We start from the raw sequence: 15,106 nt of genomic DNA on the forward strand, positions 1-15,106 counted from the left end.
CGTCAGCGCCGGTTGGTCAGCCCGTAGAGGGCGAAGCCGACGACCGCCGCGAGGCCGAGCGTCAGCAGCCGGTTGCTGCCGAGGGTGTCGGCGGCGGCCCAGCCGGTGCTCTTGGCGCTCTCGATCATGGCGTGGCCCTTGAGGATGCGCGCGGCCCGCTGCCGGTTCGCCTCCTGGGTCGGCAGATGGACGATGAAGGTGTCGCCCTCGCGGTCGATGTCGATGCTGTTGCGGGCAAATCCCGCCCGCACGAGGCGGGCCTTTGCGGCGCGGGCTGCCTCAAGGCTCGTGAAGTCGGCTTCGACGCCGACGGTATCCTGGGCCATGTCTCCTCCTCGACGGACGCGGGAACGAGTGTCTCGCGAAGCGCCCGCCCCGTCGTCTTCACCCTGGAAGGAGGACCATCGGCGGACGCGTCGTGAGACACTTCAAGCGGGAGGAGCAATCCGCTCCCGCCGTTCACGGTTCCGCGAGACGCGTCAGGCGGCCGCTTCCGCCTCGCAGGCATCGACCCGCACGCTGCCGTCGGCGGTCAGCGAGCAGATCACTTCGGTGCCGTCGTCGAGTGCGAAGGCATGGAATAGGCGGCGCTCGAGTTCTTCGAGCCCCTCTCCGGGTAGTTCAGCGATTTCATCGCGCGCGCGCTCCTCGAGCACTGGAAGAACACCGCTTCTCTCTGCGATTTCCTGCGCGGATTGCGTCAGAACGATCTCGAAAGACATTGCCGCCTCCCTGTGAAAACGCCGGTCACGACCTTGTCCGATCCGCGCGAAGACAGGACCCTCTTGCGACTTTTTTGGGGCAGCCCCCAATCGGTGGCGAAATACGCTGTTCGTGCAGGGGGTTGGCCGGTGCCCGCAACCTCGCTGCCGGTCGCGATCTGTCGCCTGGGATCTGTCTGAGACAGCCGCGAGGAGCCGGATATGGTGGCCGGCGAGATCAGGATCAGGCTCGAGGACGTCCCGCCCGGTGGCGGGGCGGAGGGGAGGACCGCCTCCGCCCTGTTCGTGGGGGACGGCGGTGGCATGTGCACCTTCCAGGCGAGATGCCCGCCTTGCGGCGCGCCCTTATGACGGCGGCGACGCGCCGGGCTTCGACCGCATCATCATGCGGGGTGCCCCCAAACGCCCGCGACTTCCTCGCCTTCCTCCGCCTTTTCGGCGGGGAGCGCCTGCCTTACCCGGCCGGCCCTGACCGCGGCGCCGGCCTGACCGGGCTGCTGTGACGCATCGGCTCAGGGCAGCCTTTCGGGATGTTTTCCGTTCTCAACCGACGCAGAGCGCGGATTATGCTCATCCGACGACCGTGACGGGCCGCCGGAGCCTCGACACGCTCCGAACGTCGAAACCATCTCCGGCAGGGAGGCCGGCCCCATGAATCCCATCCTCGTCGTCGCGCTCGTCTGCGCGTCCACCGTTCAGATGCCCGACTGCTCCCGCGAGACCGCCCTCGACGTGATCATCGGGCCGGCTCACACGCTGCAGGAATGCCTGATCCAGGGACCGGTGCTCGCTGCGAGTGCCGGCCATGGCGGGGAGGCCGATACCTACGTGAAGACCCGCTGCGAGCAGCGCAAGGAGCGCTAGGAGCCCGTCATGGCTGAGGATGAGACCGTCGACCCCGTCCGCGCCGTGGAGATGCGGCTGCGCGCCCGCCTCGCCGTGGTCGAGCGCGCGGCATGGTTCGGCTTCGTGCAGGCGATGCGGGACCGCCCCGACGAGACGCGAGCCGCGATCGAGGCCGAGCGGGGGCGCTGCCGGGACGGCTTCGGCAGCGGCGCCTGGGCGAAGGACCTGACCGCGGCCGAGCGCGCGCTGCTCGGGGCGGAGGTCGATGCCGGGCTGGCTCAGCTCGTGGAGGATGCCCGCGCCGAGATCGGCGACGGCACCTGAGGAAGGGCGTCGAGGGGGCCCTCCCCCGCGCCATCCTTTCGCCTTGCGGTCATGGCGGGAAGAGTTCAGTGTCCCCCGCCAAACCGGAGCCGGCCGGAGGAAACCCCGTCCGCCGGTCCCGCGAAGGAGCCGTGACTGGTGCCCATGTTCGGATACGCCACCCGCCGGAGCGCCACCGCGCTCGCCCTGCTGCTCGCTTCGACCGGTCTCGGCACCCTGCCGGCCGTGGCCATGCAGCCGCGGGAATCCTCGCCGATCTCCGAGTACGAGCCGGCGGAGTCGCTGGAAGGCAACTTCCTCTCCGCCTATATCGCCGGCGCCTCGAAGGACACGGCGGCCGCCGCGAGCTTCTACCGCGAGGCCGTGAAGGGCGATCCGCGCAACGCCGAGCTTCTGGAGCGCGCCTTCGTGTCGCTTCTGGCCGACGGCGCCATGACCGACGCCTTCCGCGCCGCCGAACGGCTCGCCACCCGCGAGAGCTCGAACGGCCTCGCCCAACTCGCCCTCGGGGTCCGCCAGCTCAAGGCCGGCCAGTACGGGCCCGCTCGCCAGAGCTTCGGCCGCAGCGGCCGCGGTGCGGCGGCCGACCTGACCGGGACGCTGCTCACCGCCTGGGCCTATGCCGGCGCGGGCGACGGCAAGCGCGCCTACGAGACGCTGAACCGCCTGCGCGGTGAGCGCTACTTCAACGTCTTCCGCGACTACCATGCCGGACTGATCGCCTCGGTGATCGGCGACCGGGCCGAGGCCGAGCGCAAGCTGAAGGCGGCCTACGACGCCGACCACAACACCCTGCGCATCGTCGACGGCTATGCCCGCTTTGAGGCCGGGATCGGCCGCACCGATCTCGCCATCGACGCCTACAGCGAGTTCGAGAAGGTGATGCCGCGTCATCCCCTCGTGGTGGACGCGCTCGACAAGCTCAAGGCCGGCAAGCCGCTCACCCCGCTGGTCTCGTCGGCCCAGGAAGGCGCCGCCGAGGTGCTCTACGGCCTCGGCTCGGCCGGCTCGACGCAGGGCGACGAGCTTCCGGCGGTGGTCTACCTGCGGCTCGCCCTCTATCTCGCCCCCGAACATGCCGTGGCCCGGCTGACGCTCGCCGACACGCTCGACCGCATGAAGCAGACCGAGCGCTCGAACGAGGCCTACGCGCAGATCCCGGCCTCCTCGCCGCTCAAGCTCAACGCCGACATCCAGATCGGTCTCAACCTCGAGCAGATGGGCCGGGGCGACGAGGCGCTCCAGCACCTCGACACCGTGCTCAAGGCGCATCCCGACAACATCGACGTCATCTCGGCCCTCGGCAACGTGCAGCGCTCGCGCAAGAAGTTCACCGAGGCGACCGACACCTATACCCGCGCGATCAACCTGATCGAGCCGGGCAAGGAAGCCAACAACTGGACTCTGTTCTACTTCCGCGGCACCGCCTACGAGCGGGCCGGCGAGTGGCAGAAGGCCGAGGCCGACCTCAAGAAGGCGCTCAGCCTCGTGCCGCCGACCCAGCCGAACGCCAAGGCGCAGGTGCTCAACTACCTCGCCTATTCCTGGGTCGACCGGAACATGAACATCGACGAGAGCTTCACCATGCTGAAGCAGGCCGTCGATCTCTCGCCCCGCGACGGCATGATCATCGACAGCCTCGGCTGGGCCTATTTCCGCTTGGGCCGCTGGGACGACGCGGTGCGCGAGCTGGAGAAGGCGGTCGAGCTGAAGCCGGGCGATCCGACCATCAACGACCATCTCGGCGACGCTTACTGGCGCACGGGCCGACGGCTCGAGGGCAAGTTCCAGTGGCAGCACGCCAAGGACCTGAACCCCGAGCCGGACGATCTCGTGAAGATCAACGCCAAGCTCAAGGACGGCCTGCCGGAGCCGGACAAGCCGACTGCCACCGCCGAGAACCCGCCGCAGCAGGATCCGGCTCAGGCCGTGCCCGCCCCCGTGGCGGCGCCGCACAATCCGGACAATCCGGAATTGCCGAAGGGTGCGCCCGCACCCAACGAGCCGCCGGGGGCGGCGGACAAGAAGCCGGGGAAGTGAGATAGCCGCTCGAGCGGTCTCTCGCACGGGAGCGGCCCATCAGGCAGAGGTTGGGATCGGACCCGGCCTCTGCCGAACGGTCCAGCCGTCGTCTTGCTCGTTCCCGGCTGTCCGCCTAAGGCAGGGCGCATCCCCTGCCCCTCTGGCCGAGAGCCTTCGTGTCCCTGCTCACCACCCGCGCTCCGGCCAAGATCAACCTGACCCTGCACGTTCTCGGCCGCCGGCCGGGCGACGGCTACCATGCGCTGGAGAGCCTCGTCGCCTTCGCCGAAGTGGCCGACATGCTGGAACTGGTGCCGGGCCCTGACCTCGCGCTGGAGGTCTCAGGTCCCACGGCCGGGCCGGCGGGGCCGCTCGACGACAACCTCGTCCTGCGCGCGGCCCGCCACCTCGCCGCGGGCGTGGACGGCATGCGGCACGGAGCGTTCCGGCTGCACAAGCAATTGCCGGTGGCGGCCGGGATCGGCGGCGGCTCGTCGGATGCGGCGGCCGCCCTGCGGCTGCTCGCCGAACTGAACCGCCTCCCGCTCGGTCATCCCGCCGTGATCGCCGCCGCCCGCGCCACCGGCGCCGACGTGCCGGTCTGCCTCGATCCGCGGGCGCGGATGATGCGCGGCGCGGGCGAGGAGATCGGACCCGTGCTCGATCTCGCCTCCCTGCCGGCGGTGCTGGTCAATCCCGGCGTACCCGTCGCGACGGCGCCGGTCTTCAAGGCGCTGGGACTGGCCGTCGGGCAGCGGCTCGACGGGGCTGCGCATCCGGTGATCGGCAGCGGTCTCGATGCGACGTCCTTGCTCGGCGCGATCGCACCGGCCCGCAACGATCTGGAGGCTCCGGCCCTCACCGTCGCCCCCGTCATCGGCGAGGCGCTGGCGCTGCTGCGCGCCCAGGGCGGATGCCGCCTCGCGCGGATGTCCGGATCGGGCGCGACCGTGTTCGCGATCTTCGCAGACGATGGGGCGGCGGAGGCTGCGGCGGGAGCGATCCGCGCCCTGCAGCCGAGCTGGTGGGTGGAGCCGACGCGCCTCGCCTGAGACGGCGCTGCTGCGGGCGCGTCAGTGCGCCCGGGCGATGCAGAAATCCACCACCTGCAACAGGGCGATCTTCATCGGTCCGTTCGGGAACGGGTCCAATGCCGCGCGGGCCTGATCGCCGTAGTGGCGGGCGCGCTCGATCGTGTCGTCGAGGGCGCGATGGCGGAGCAGGATGGCCAGCGCCTGCTGCAGATCGCCTTCCTCCAGATCCTCCCGCTCGAGGGTGCGGCGCCAGAAGGCGCGTTCCTCGTCCGTGCCGCGGCGCAACGCCAGCACGATCGGCAGGGTGATCTTGCCCTCGCGGAAGTCGTCGCCGACATTCTTGCCCAGCGCGGCGCTGGTGCCGCCGTAATCGAGCACGTCGTCGATGAGCTGGAAGGCGATGCCGAGATTCATGCCGTAGGCGCGGCAGGCCGTCTGTTCCGCGTCCGGACGCCCGGCCAGGACCGGGCCGACCTCGCAGGCCGCCGCGAACAGCTCGGCGGTCTTGCCGCGGATCACGGCCAGATACTCGTCCTCGCTCGTCTCGATGTTCTTGGCGGCAGTGAGCTGCATCACCTCGCCCTCGGCGATCACGGTGGCCGCCGCCGACAGGATGTCGAGGGCGCGCAGGCTCCCGACCTCGACCATCATGCGGAAGGCCTGACCGAGCAGGAAGTCGCCGACGAGCACGCTCGCCTCGTTGCCCCACTTGATGCGGGCGGCGACCCGGCCGCGGCGCATGTCGCTCTCGTCCACCACGTCGTCGTGAAGGAGGGTCGCGGTGTGCATGAATTCGACCGCGGCGGCGAGCTTCACCGCGCCGTCGGCCTCGCGGTTCTCGGCGCCGTAGCCGCACAGGTCGGCGCAGGCCAGCGTCAGGATCGGCCGCAGCCGCTTGCCGCCAGAGGCGATCAGGTGGTTGGCGACCTCGGGGATCATCGCCACGTCGGAGCCGGTGCGCGACAGGATCGTCGCATTCACCCGCTCCATCCCGGCCGCGACGAGGCGCACGAGATCGGTGAGGCTGGCCTCCGGATCGGAGCGGCCTTCATCGAGGGTAACGACGACGCCCAAGCGCGATGCCTCCGGAAACTCTCGACCGGCACCCTGCCGGAACCCCTGCCCCGCGGCTGCCCCTGTCGCACGGGGCCGTCGGCACTGCAACACGCGGTCGTGCCGCATGGCTGCGCACGGGCGTGGACAATGTTACGAGCCATACTCCGCGGGCCCGCATGCCGGGAGGCGGCTGAAGGGGTTTGATGCCGTGACGGAACTGATCCGCACCAACGACATCGTCTTGATCGGTTTCGCGCGCTCGCTTCTGGAGGAGGCGGGTGTCCCGCTCTTCGTCGCCGACGAGCACATGAGCGCGCTGGAAGGTTCGATCGGCGCCTTCGGCCGGCGCCTGCTCGTGCCCGATGATCACGCGCGGCAGGCGCGCCGCATCCTGACCGATGCCGGACTGTCCGCCGAACTGCGCGACGATCGCTGAGCGAGCCTGCGTGAGGACCGAGACGGACGCCTTTCTCGGCGGTCGCCTGAAGCTGCGACAGCCGCCCCGCGGCGCCCACCGCGCCGGCACCGACGCGGTGCTGCTCGCCCGCCTTCTCGTTCCCGCCCCGGGCGCCACGCTCTTCGATCTCGGCGCGGCCACCGGCGCGGTGGGGCTCGCGTCGGCGCGACTGTCCGAGGTCGGCCGCGTGGTGCTGGTCGAGCGCGACCCCGACCTCGCCGCCCTCGCCCGGGAGAATGCGGCGGCGAACGGGCTCGACGACCGCGTCGCGGTGATCGAGGCGGAACTCCTGGCGCCGGCGCGGCAGCGCCGGGAGGCCGGACTGGAGCCGGACAGCGCCGACATCGTGCTGACCAATCCGCCCTTCTTCGAGTCCGGCATGCACCGCCCCTCCCCCATCCCGCAGAAGGCCACGGCGCACACCTTCGCGGCCGGGGGGCTCGATCGGTGGCTGAGAACCTGTGCCGACTTGCTGCGTCCCGGCGGACGCCTCGGCCTGATTCACCGGGCCGACGCCCTTCCCGCTTGCCTCGACGCGCTGCGCGGACGCTTCGGCGACTATGCCGTTCGCCCCGTTCACGCACGGGCCGAGCGGCCGGCGATCCGCGTGCTGATCGCGGGTGTGAAGGGCAGCCGCGCCCCGTTGCGCCTGTTGCCGCCTCTGGTGCTTCAGGACGCGGCCGGGCACTTCACGCCGGAAGCCGAGGCGCTGCATCGCGGTGACCCCTGGCCTCTCCCATGAAAAGGGATGCCCGCTCGGGCATCCCTCGATCCGCCTCGGGCTCGGCGCCACGCCTCAGTGCCAGGGGTGGTAGAACCGGGGCCGATGGTCGTAGTGCGTCCGCCAGTAGGCTCGACGGTAGTAGGGCCGCGGCCGCCAAGACGCGTGACGGTAGTGGTTGCGTGGGCGGCAGTAGAGGCGCCGATCATGCCGGCGGCCGTACCAGTGGGCCGTGTTGAACAGGGCCGAATCGGTCGCCTGGGCCGCTGCGGATGGCACGGGGAGCGGGGCAGCGCTGGCGGTGGCGTTCGGGCCGGCGAGGCCTCCGAGCATCCCGAAGGCCAGGATGGCCAGACGTGGGGCACGCATCGGGCAGGGCTTCGATCCGCCGCGATGGATCGGCCGGCGGCGTCCTGCTAACGGAGGATCGGTCCGCCCCCCGAGGGCGGCGCTCTCTGCGACCTCGGAACGAAGCCGCGAAAAGAAGCCGCCATGCCGCTGACCATCCCGACCTGGTTGCGCTTCCTCCTGCCCGGCCGTTTCCGCAAGCCTCCGGCGCGGGTCGCGGTGGTACGCCTGAGCGGCGTGATCGGCACCGTCTCGCCGCTCCGGCCGGGCCTCTCCATCGCTACGGTGGCGCCGAGCCTGGAACGCGCCTTCACCATGCCGGGGCTGTCGGCGGTGGCCCTCGTCATCAACTCGCCCGGCGGTTCCCCGGTACAATCCCACCTGATCTACCGCCGCATCCGAGCGCTCGCGGCGGAGAAGGAGATCAAGGTCTTTGCCTTCGTGGAGGATGCCGCGGCCTCGGGCGGCTACATGATCGCCTGTGCCGCCGACGAGATCGTCGCCGATCCCGCCTCGCTCGTCGGCTCCATCGGGGTGGTTTCGGCCGGCTTCGGTTTCGACCGGCTGATCGAGCGCATCGGCATCGAGCGCCGCGTCCATACCCAGGGCGAAGCCAAGGCGATGCTCGATCCCTTCAGGCCGGAGAACCCGCAGGACGTCGCCCGGCTGAAGGACATTCAGGCCGATGTGCAGACCCTGTTCACCGGCCTCGTACGCGAGCGGCGGCCTAAGCTCGATGCGAGCCGTGACCTGTTCACCGGCGCGGTCTGGACCGGACGGCAGGCGCTCGAACTCGGCCTCGTCGATGCGCTCGGCGACCTGCGCGGGACGTTGCGCGCCCGCTACGGCGAGAAGGTCGAACTGCGGCTCGTGGCCGAGACCCGCGGCTCATGGCTCGCCCGCCTGCTGCGCCGTGCCGGTCCCGGCCAGACGGCCGCCGGACTCCCCGATGCGCTGATTGCGGCGGTGGAGGAGCGCGCCGCCTGGGCAAGGTTGGGATTGTAGACGAGGGATCATGCTCCGGCGGCGGTGACCGCACCGCCCCCGCGCGTACGCGGCACCGTGATCCCCGCCCCTCGCCGGATGTTTCGGCGCATCGGCTCGATGCACCGCGCGTTCAGAGACGCCATCACGACGGCGATGCCGAGCGAGGCGAGGATCGCGGCAAGAGCGAAGCCGGTTCCCCGCACCTCGGGCGAGAAAGCCGCCAGCGCGACGGCGAACCCGGCCAGCCAGTGGCAGAGGAAGACGGGATAGGCCAGTTCCCCCATGTGCGCGTCCACGACGCGCAGCGTCGCGGCCGGCCTCCAATCCGCGAGGGCTGCGACGAGCGCGGCACCGATGATGCTGTTGAGGTAGAATCCTCCGAGGCGGACGTAGTCGTCGGAGAGTATCCAACCGCCGCAGATCATGTTGGCGATCCAGAGCATCAGCAGGGGCGGGACGGCTCGAGGTGAGATCTTCGACAGGCGCTGCTTGCGTTGAAAGTAGATCAGGGCTCCGATGGAGAAGCCGAGGGTCGCGCCATGCGGGTCGAAGTAGCGGGTATGCCAGCCGTCTCCGCCCAGAGCTGTGAGGGCATGGAACACCACGGCGGTCGCGAACAGCCAGGTGGCATAGGACTTCCTGCGCGCGAATCCGAGTGAGAGATAAGCGTACATCAAAATCTCGACCGCGACGGACCAGGCCGGCATGACGAGGCGGAATTGGTGTTCCCAACTCATCATCGGCAGCAGCAAGAGATTGAGCCAGAAGTCGTGGAGGCTTGGTCCGGCCCAGTGCGTGGAGAACCGCGCCGTTTCGCCGGGAAGAGCGAGAACCGTTCCCAGGGTTGCTGCCAAGGTGATGTAGTAGAGCGGCAGGAGCCTTAGCGCTCGATTTATCCAGAAGCGCTTGAGATCGAACGCATAAACCTCATTCAACGCTGCCGTGATGGCGAATCCGGATAGGATGAAGAAGACGCTGACGGAATAATAGCCGAAGTGCTTGTAATACGGATCGCCGGCAAAGTGGCTCAGGATCACCATGACGGCGAGAAGCAGGCGGAGTGCTCCGGACATGGAGTTTCAAAGCGTTCGCTGGCGGTCGGGCTGAAGAATTGCCCTGAGGACCGTTTCTAATCTGTTAGAGCCGGCTGCACATCAGAATGGACTGGTATTCGGTTGGGGTTTTCACTCCTTGGAAAACTCTGCACCCGTGGCCCGGCGGAGGGCTTCCGCCTGCCCGATCCGAGCCCGGGCTTGTCGCCGAAGTCGAGTTACTGTACCGATCGGTATCATTCGTACTGATCGGTACAGAAAGGCTTGCCATGCCCCGTCCCCCGCTCCCGCCCTTCACCGACGAGACCGCCGCGCAGAAGGCGCGCATGGCGGAGGATGCCTGGAACAGTCGCGACCCGGAGCGCGTCGCCCTCGCCTACACGCCCGACAGCGTCTGGCGGAACCGGGCCGAGTTCGTGAAGGGTCGGGAGGAGATCGCCGCCTTCCTGCGGCGAAAGTGGGCCCGAGAGCTGGAGTACCGGCTGATCAAGGAAGTCTGGGCGCATCAGGGCAACCGCATCGCCGTGCGCTTCGCCTACGAGTGGCGTGACGACAGCGGCCAGTGGTTCCGCTCCTACGGTAACGAGAACTGGGAATTCGACGAGGCGGGCCTGATGCGCCGCCGGATCGCCTCCATCAACGATCTGCCGATCGCGGAGACCGACCGGAAGTTCCACTGGCCCATCGGCCGCCGGCCGGACGACCATCCGTCCCTCAGCGATCTCGGGCTGTAGCGCGTGGCTCGCACCGTCGCCGAGCGGTCCGACGTGTTGCCGCTGCTTGCGGAGGTGTTTCGGGAGCACGGCTACGAGGGAGCGAGCCTGTCGCTGATCTCGAAGGCGACCGGGCTCGGCAAAGGGAGCCTCTATCATTTCTTCCCCGGAGGGAAGGAGGAGATGGCGGTAGCCGTGCTCGCCGAGATCGACGGCTGGTTCGAGGCCAACGTCTTCCGTCCCCTGCGGGAGACGAACGACCCGAGGGCGGCCGTGGCGACGATGTTCGCGACGACCGCCGAGTATTTCCGCTCCGGCCGTCGGGTCTGCCTGGTCGGCGCCCTGAGCCTGAGCGATGCCCGCGACCGTTTCGCCGGTCGCCTCCGGGACTACTTCGCCCGCTGGGTCGAAGCGCTCACCGCAGCCCTCGCCCGCGCGGGACACGGTCCGGAGGCGGCTGGCGCCATCGCCGAGGAGGCCGTGGGCGGCATCCAGGGAGCGGTGGTGCTGGCTCGCGCCCTCGACCGGCCCGACGTTTTCGAGCGGATCCTGACGGGGTTGCGGGCGCGCTGCCTCGGTACCGCCTGAGGCTCGGCGTCATCCTGATGGCGCTGCGGCTCAGCGCGCGCAGCCGGCCGGGGCCGAGTAGCCGGAATAGACCACCCGGACCTTGCGGGTGCAGGTCTCGGCCGCCGGCATGGCGGCGACCGGGGCGATCTCGACCGGCGTGATCGCCACCGTCTTCTCCACCGCCGTGGTGCCATCCGGCGTGGCAAGCGCGTTCGATGCACCCATCACCAGCGATGTGGTGGCGAGAGCGGCCGCGACGAGAGCGGCGAAAACAGTCAATCCCTTGCGCATGATCTGTCTCAAATTGGTATCCGCTCGACCGTCGCGGTGAAGCGGGGCTGTTCCTTTGCCGCATTAACTTGGCTGAAAGCTTTGCCGTTCCCGCTCTGAGCCCGCGGATCGTAAAAAGATGTGCCGGCACGCACCGAGGGCTCGCCGCATACCCCGCCCGGCGCATCCGGTTCGCAAATGGTGGCCGGCGCCCCATATGAAGGTGACCCTCCGCGCAATCCCGTGCCTTGGGCGTTCAAGCGGAGGCCGATATGGCACTTGCTCCGGAAAAGGGGGGCGCACGCCCCGTCACCTCGTCCGACTTCAACGAACGCGTGAAGCGTCTCCTGGCGGCCAAGCCCGCGATCGAGGCCGCACCGAAGGAGCGCAAGGACCGGCGGACCTTCAACCGCTCTGCACCGCGGACCTGAATGAGCCAGGAGGCGGGTTCGCTTGACACCCCGCCCCCCGCTCTTAAACGGTCCGGCAGTTTCCCTCCTGCCGGATCTGCCATGTCGAGCGACGCCGACCTTTCGCCCACACGCTCGTTCCAGGGCCTGATCCTCACCCTGCAGCGCTTCTGGGCGGCCAAGGGCTGCGTGATCCTCCAGCCCTACGACATGGAGGTCGGTGCCGGCACCTTCCACCCGGCCACCACCCTGCGGGCGCTCGGCCCGAAGCCCTGGAAGGCGGCCTACGTGCAGCCCTCGCGGCGTCCGAAGGACGGCCGCTACGGCGAGAACCCGAACCGGCTGCAGCACTATTACCAGTTCCAGGTGATCCTGAAGCCGAACCCGCCGAACCTGCAGGAGCTCTACCTCGCCTCCCTGGAAGCGATCGGCGTCGATCTCAAGCTCCACGACATCCGCTTCGTCGAGGACGATTGGGAGAGTCCGACGCTCGGTGCCTGGGGGCTCGGCTGGGAATGCTGGTGCGACGGGATGGAGGTGAGCCAGTTCACCTATTTCCAGCAGGTCGCGGGTTTCGAATGCGCCCCGGTCGCCGGCGAGCTGACCTACGGCCTGGAACGTCTCGCGATGTATGTGCAGGGCGTCGAGAACGTCTACGACCTCAATTTCAACGGCGGCGAGGGCGAGGACAAGGTCACCTACGGCGACGTCTTCCTCCAGGCCGAGCAGGAATATTCGCGCCACAACTTCGAGGCCGCCGACACGGCGATGCTGTTCCGCCATTTCGCCGACGCCGAGAAGGCCTGCCGCCTCTATCTCGAAGCCGGCGCCCCCGAGAGCGAGGGCGCCCGCCACCGCATCGTGCAGCCGGCCTACGACCAGTGCATCAAGGCGAGCCATGTCTTCAACCTGCTCGATGCCCGCGGCGTGATCTCGGTCACCGAGCGCCAGAGCTACATCCTGCGGGTGCGCGAACTCGCCAAGGCCTGCGGCGCGGCGTGGCTGAAGACCGAGGCCGGCGGCCACGCGGCGGCGGCCTGAGATGCGCCGCCGCGCCGTCCTGGCGCTGGCCTTCGGGCTTCTGGCCGGTCCGGTCTTCGCACAATCTGCGGCCGACCCGGTGGAGGCCGTGCAGGCCTTCTACGCGGCGGACGACATCAATGCCGTGCGCTTCTACGCGAAGCGACTGCGCGAACTCTACGAGCGCGACCGGCGCGAGGCCGACGGAGAGGTCGGGCGGCTCGGCTTCGCCTTTCACGTCAACGGCCAGGACACCGAGGCGGGCTTCGCCCGATCGCTGGCGCTCGCAGCGCTCTCGAATGACGGGGACCGGGCCGAGGTGCGGGCGCGATTCCGCAACGGCGGCCCGCAGGAGCTGCGCTACAGCCTGGTGCGCGAGGCGGGCGCGTGGAAGATCGCCAATGTCCGATCGGTGAAGGGCGAGACCTGGGATCTCGTCGCCCTCCTGTCGGCGCCGCTTCCGTAGCGCGCCGCCCCTCACCCAAAGCTGTTTCGTCATCGAAGCGACATCTGACGGGCGTAGGCGCGCCGACTCTCGCAGGCTGATGAGACGCGCAACGATGTCCGACATGCCCGACGCCCCAACCCTCGACGCGGTGATCGCGCACCGCTTCTCCCGGCGCGACCTGATGCGCGGCTCGCTGGCCGCCGCGCTCGCCGCCGGGGTCGCGCCGCAGGCCGTCGCCTCGCCTGCCGCGGCGGCCGACGGTTCCGCCTTCGACTTCCCGGAACTCGCGGCCGGCGTCGATGAGCACCTGCACGTGGCCGAGGGCTACGAGGCGAAGCCCCTGCTGCGCTGGGGCGACCCGCTGTTTGCCGATGCCCCCGCCTTCGACCCGAGGCGGCAGAGCGCCGGGGGCCAAGAGCGCCAGTTCGGCTACAACAACGATTTCGTCGGCTTCATCCCGCTCGAGACCGAGGGTCGGCGCGGCCTGCTCGTGGTCAACCACGAATACACCAATGCCGAGCTGATGTTTCCCGGTCTCGATGCGGCCGACCGCAAGGCCGTGACCGCGGCCTTGAGCCCGGATCAGGTCGCGGTCGAGATGGCCGCCCATGGCGGTTCGGTGGTCGAGATCGTCCGCGGCGCGGAAGGCTGGCGCCCGGTGCTCGGCTCGCCCTACACCCGGCGCATCACGGCGCGGACGCCGATGGATCTCACCGGGCCGGCGGCCGGCCATCCCCGCCTCGTCACCGAGGACGATCCGAGCGGCCGTCATGTGCTCGGCATGATCAACAATTGTTCGGGCGGCATCACACCCTGGGGGACGTGGCTCTCGGGCGAGGAGAACATCAACTACTACTTCGGCGGCGCCCTGCCCGCAGGGCATCCGGAGGCCGGCAATGCCAAGGCGATGGGCATGGGCAGCCTGCAATACGCCTGGAGCCGCTTCCATCCGCGCTTCGATCTCGCGCGGACGCCCAACGAGCCGAACCGGTTCGGATGGGTGGTCGAGATCGATCCGTTCGATCCGGGCTCGACTCCGAGGAAGCGCACGGCGCTCGGCCGGTTCAAGCACGAGGGCGCGGCGGGCGCGCGGACTCTCGACGGGCGCTACGTCGTCTATCTCGGCGACGACGAGCGCTTCCAGCACGTCTACCGCTTCGTCAGCGCCGGGCGCCTGCAGGCGGAGCGCGGCGCCAACGCCGATCTCCTCGATTCCGGCACGCTCAGCGTCGCCCGGTTCGAGTCGGACGGCACCGGCCGCTGGCTGCCGCTGGTGCATGGCGCGAACGGGCTCGATGCGGAGAACGGCTTCGCGTCCCAGGCCGACGTGCTGATCGAGACCCGCCGCGCCGCCAAGAGGCTCGGCGCCACGCCGATGGACCGGCCCGAGGACATCGAGGCGAACCCGCGCACCGGCCGGGTCTACGTGATGCTGACCAACAACGTGAAGCGCACGGCCGACCAGACCGACCCGAGCAACCCGCGCGGCCCCAACGCCTTCGGGCACGTCATCGAGATCGCTCCCGACCAGACCGACCACGGTGCCGAGACCTTCCGCTGGGAGGTGCTGGTGCGCTGCGGCGACCCGGCCAAGCCCGAGGTGAAGGCGAGTTTCTCCGCGCTGACCACCGAGAACGGCTGGTTCGGCATGCCCGACAACTGCACCTTCGACGGGCGCGGCCGACTCTGGATCGCCACCGACGGCAACAACCGCCGTGCCACCGGCCGGGCCGACGGTATCTGGGCGGTGGAGACGGAAGGGCCGCGCCGGGGCACCGCGCGCCACTTCCTGCGGGTTCCGGTGGGAGCCGAGATGTGCGGCCCCTGCTTCACCCCCGACGACGAGACCTTCTTCGTCGCCGTCCAGCATCCCGGCGAACCCGACGAGGAAGGCGCGCTCGGTTCCTACCAGAAGCCGTCCACCCGCTGGCCGGATTTCTCGCCCGACATGCCGCCGCGGCCGTCGGTGGTGGCGGTGACGCGGAAAGGGGGCGGGCCGATCGGGTGAGAAGGGGCGGGCCGAAACGCCCCCCGCCATCGCTTCGCTGGCGCGCGTGATGACGAAGCGCGCGCGGTGACAGATGACGTCCATCTCCCGTCTCGACG

General features: G+C 69.6%; 19 protein-coding genes. 13 read left to right on the forward strand and 6 right to left on the reverse strand.

Annotated features, from left to right (window positions below; translation table 11 throughout):
* Positions 1-2: 2 nt before the first annotated feature.
* The gene (locus tag HNR01_RS12330) at positions 3-326 is read right to left on the reverse strand and encodes a hypothetical protein (protein ID WP_017486364.1); all 324 of its coding nucleotides are present in this window, start codon (positions 324-326) and stop codon (positions 3-5) included.
* Between the two features lie 153 nt (positions 327-479).
* Positions 480-722 (reverse strand): hypothetical protein, encoded by a 243-nt coding sequence (locus HNR01_RS12335; protein ID WP_017486363.1) that lies wholly within the window; start codon positions 720-722, stop codon positions 480-482.
* Between the two features lie 651 nt (positions 723-1,373).
* Here HNR01_RS12335 and HNR01_RS12340 point away from each other — a divergent pair.
* The 4 genes from HNR01_RS12340 (at position 1,374) to HNR01_RS12355 (ending at position 4,966) form a co-directional block, all read left to right on the forward strand.
* A complete protein-coding gene (locus tag HNR01_RS12340; protein ID WP_183667906.1) occupies positions 1,374-1,586 on the forward strand; it encodes a hypothetical protein in 213 nt (70 codons plus the stop codon).
* A 9-nt stretch (positions 1,587-1,595) separates the two neighbouring features.
* Entirely contained in the window at positions 1,596-1,892 is a 297-nt protein-coding gene (locus tag HNR01_RS12345) for a hypothetical protein (protein WP_153873430.1), read from the forward strand.
* Positions 1,893-2,036: 144 nt separating this feature from the next.
* Complete coding sequence (locus HNR01_RS12350) at positions 2,037-3,932, forward strand: tetratricopeptide repeat protein (RefSeq protein ID WP_183667971.1); 1,896 nt, start codon at positions 2,037-2,039, stop codon at positions 3,930-3,932.
* A gap of 158 nt (positions 3,933-4,090) precedes the next feature.
* Positions 4,091-4,966 (forward strand): 4-(cytidine 5'-diphospho)-2-C-methyl-D-erythritol kinase, encoded by an 876-nt coding sequence (locus HNR01_RS12355; protein WP_183667907.1) that lies wholly within the window; start codon positions 4,091-4,093, stop codon positions 4,964-4,966.
* 21 nt (positions 4,967-4,987) lie between these two features.
* Here the strand turns inward: HNR01_RS12355 and HNR01_RS12360 are convergent, their stop codons facing one another.
* Positions 4,988-6,022 carry a polyprenyl synthetase family protein gene (locus tag HNR01_RS12360; protein WP_183667908.1) on the reverse strand — a complete coding sequence of 345 codons (1,035 nt, stop codon included), beginning with the start codon at positions 6,020-6,022 and terminating at the stop codon, positions 4,988-4,990.
* A gap of 190 nt (positions 6,023-6,212) precedes the next feature.
* Here HNR01_RS12360 and HNR01_RS12365 point away from each other — a divergent pair, with 190 nt between their 5' ends.
* Entirely contained in the window at positions 6,213-6,440 is a 228-nt protein-coding gene (locus HNR01_RS12365) for a putative signal transducing protein (RefSeq protein ID WP_017486355.1), read from the forward strand.
* 10 nt (positions 6,441-6,450) lie between these two features.
* A complete protein-coding gene (locus HNR01_RS12370; protein WP_183667909.1) occupies positions 6,451-7,203 on the forward strand; it encodes a tRNA1(Val) (adenine(37)-N6)-methyltransferase in 753 nt (250 codons plus the stop codon).
* A gap of 54 nt (positions 7,204-7,257) precedes the next feature.
* Here HNR01_RS12370 and HNR01_RS12375 read toward each other — a convergent pair whose 3' ends face one another.
* Entirely contained in the window at positions 7,258-7,551 is a 294-nt protein-coding gene (locus tag HNR01_RS12375; protein ID WP_183667910.1) for a hypothetical protein, read from the reverse strand.
* A 123-nt stretch (positions 7,552-7,674) separates the two neighbouring features.
* Between HNR01_RS12375 and HNR01_RS12380 the strand changes: the two genes are divergently transcribed.
* The gene (locus HNR01_RS12380) at positions 7,675-8,535 is read left to right on the forward strand and encodes a S49 family peptidase (protein ID WP_017486352.1); all 861 of its coding nucleotides are present in this window, start codon (positions 7,675-7,677) and stop codon (positions 8,533-8,535) included.
* 8 nt (positions 8,536-8,543) lie between these two features.
* On the opposite strand, the gene HNR01_RS12385 is transcribed toward HNR01_RS12380, so the two are convergent.
* Positions 8,544-9,557 (reverse strand): acyltransferase family protein, encoded by a 1,014-nt coding sequence (locus HNR01_RS12385; RefSeq protein WP_246417487.1) that lies wholly within the window; start codon positions 9,555-9,557, stop codon positions 8,544-8,546.
* A gap of 281 nt (positions 9,558-9,838) precedes the next feature.
* On the opposite strand from HNR01_RS12385, the gene HNR01_RS12390 reads away from it, so the two are divergent.
* Both HNR01_RS12390 and HNR01_RS12395 read left to right on the forward strand, forming a co-directional pair.
* Complete coding sequence (locus HNR01_RS12390) at positions 9,839-10,303, forward strand: nuclear transport factor 2 family protein (protein ID WP_183667912.1); 465 nt, start codon at positions 9,839-9,841, stop codon at positions 10,301-10,303.
* 3 nt (positions 10,304-10,306) lie between these two features.
* The gene (locus HNR01_RS12395; protein ID WP_183667913.1) at positions 10,307-10,870 is read left to right on the forward strand and encodes a TetR/AcrR family transcriptional regulator; all 564 of its coding nucleotides are present in this window, start codon (positions 10,307-10,309) and stop codon (positions 10,868-10,870) included.
* 30 nt (positions 10,871-10,900) lie between these two features.
* Here the strand turns inward: HNR01_RS12395 and HNR01_RS12400 are convergent, their stop codons facing one another.
* Positions 10,901-11,143, reverse strand: coding sequence for a hypothetical protein (locus HNR01_RS12400; protein WP_183667914.1), 243 nt, complete (start codon positions 11,141-11,143; stop codon positions 10,901-10,903).
* A 251-nt stretch (positions 11,144-11,394) separates the two neighbouring features.
* On the opposite strand from HNR01_RS12400, the gene HNR01_RS12405 reads away from it, so the two are divergent.
* The 4 genes from HNR01_RS12405 (at position 11,395) to HNR01_RS12420 (ending at position 15,008) form a co-directional block, all read left to right on the forward strand.
* Positions 11,395-11,553: a hypothetical protein gene (locus tag HNR01_RS12405; RefSeq protein ID WP_017486347.1), complete on the forward strand. Its 159-nt coding sequence runs from the start codon at positions 11,395-11,397 to the stop codon at positions 11,551-11,553.
* Positions 11,554-11,634: 81 nt separating this feature from the next.
* Positions 11,635-12,573, forward strand: coding sequence for a glycine--tRNA ligase subunit alpha (locus HNR01_RS12410; RefSeq protein ID WP_183667915.1), 939 nt, complete (start codon positions 11,635-11,637; stop codon positions 12,571-12,573).
* A 1-nt stretch (position 12,574) separates the two neighbouring features.
* Positions 12,575-13,018 (forward strand): DUF3828 domain-containing protein, encoded by a 444-nt coding sequence (locus tag HNR01_RS12415; protein WP_183667916.1) that lies wholly within the window; start codon positions 12,575-12,577, stop codon positions 13,016-13,018.
* Positions 13,019-13,112: 94 nt separating this feature from the next.
* Entirely contained in the window at positions 13,113-15,008 is a 1,896-nt protein-coding gene (locus tag HNR01_RS12420; RefSeq protein ID WP_183667917.1) for a PhoX family protein, read from the forward strand.
* The last annotated feature ends 98 nt before the right edge of the window (positions 15,009-15,106 follow it).

It is taken from the genome of Methylorubrum rhodesianum (assembly GCF_014199985.1).
Lineage (GTDB): Bacteria > Pseudomonadota > Alphaproteobacteria > Rhizobiales > Beijerinckiaceae > Methylobacterium > Methylobacterium rhodesianum.

Bases quoted from the DNA above. Each gene is read 5' to 3' on its own strand.
- HNR01_RS12410 (WP_183667915.1), top strand. From the start codon at position 11,635: ATGTCGAGCGACGCCGACCTTTCGCCCACACGCTCGTTCCAGGGCCTG.
- HNR01_RS12380 (WP_017486352.1), top strand. From the start codon at position 7,675: ATGCCGCTGACCATCCCGACCTGGTTGCGCTTCCTCCTGCCCGGCCGT.
- HNR01_RS12335 (WP_017486363.1), bottom strand. From the start codon at position 722: ATGTCTTTCGAGATCGTTCTGACGCAATCCGCGCAGGAAATCGCAGAG.
- HNR01_RS12345 (WP_153873430.1), top strand. From the start codon at position 1,596: ATGGCTGAGGATGAGACCGTCGACCCCGTCCGCGCCGTGGAGATGCGG.
- HNR01_RS12330 (WP_017486364.1), bottom strand. From the start codon at position 326: ATGGCCCAGGATACCGTCGGCGTCGAAGCCGACTTCACGAGCCTTGAG.
- HNR01_RS12340 (WP_183667906.1), top strand. From the start codon at position 1,374: ATGAATCCCATCCTCGTCGTCGCGCTCGTCTGCGCGTCCACCGTTCAG.
- HNR01_RS12405 (WP_017486347.1), top strand. From the start codon at position 11,395: ATGGCACTTGCTCCGGAAAAGGGGGGCGCACGCCCCGTCACCTCGTCC.
- HNR01_RS12420 (WP_183667917.1), top strand. From the start codon at position 13,113: ATGTCCGACATGCCCGACGCCCCAACCCTCGACGCGGTGATCGCGCAC.
- HNR01_RS12350 (WP_183667971.1), top strand. From the start codon at position 2,037: ATGTTCGGATACGCCACCCGCCGGAGCGCCACCGCGCTCGCCCTGCTG.
- HNR01_RS12400 (WP_183667914.1), bottom strand. From the start codon at position 11,143: ATGCGCAAGGGATTGACTGTTTTCGCCGCTCTCGTCGCGGCCGCTCTC.
- HNR01_RS12385 (WP_246417487.1), bottom strand. From the start codon at position 9,557: ATGGTGATCCTGAGCCACTTTGCCGGCGATCCGTATTACAAGCACTTC.
- HNR01_RS12375 (WP_183667910.1), bottom strand. From the start codon at position 7,551: ATGCGTGCCCCACGTCTGGCCATCCTGGCCTTCGGGATGCTCGGAGGC.
- HNR01_RS12390 (WP_183667912.1), top strand. From the start codon at position 9,839: ATGCCCCGTCCCCCGCTCCCGCCCTTCACCGACGAGACCGCCGCGCAG.
- HNR01_RS12415 (WP_183667916.1), top strand. From the start codon at position 12,575: ATGCGCCGCCGCGCCGTCCTGGCGCTGGCCTTCGGGCTTCTGGCCGGT.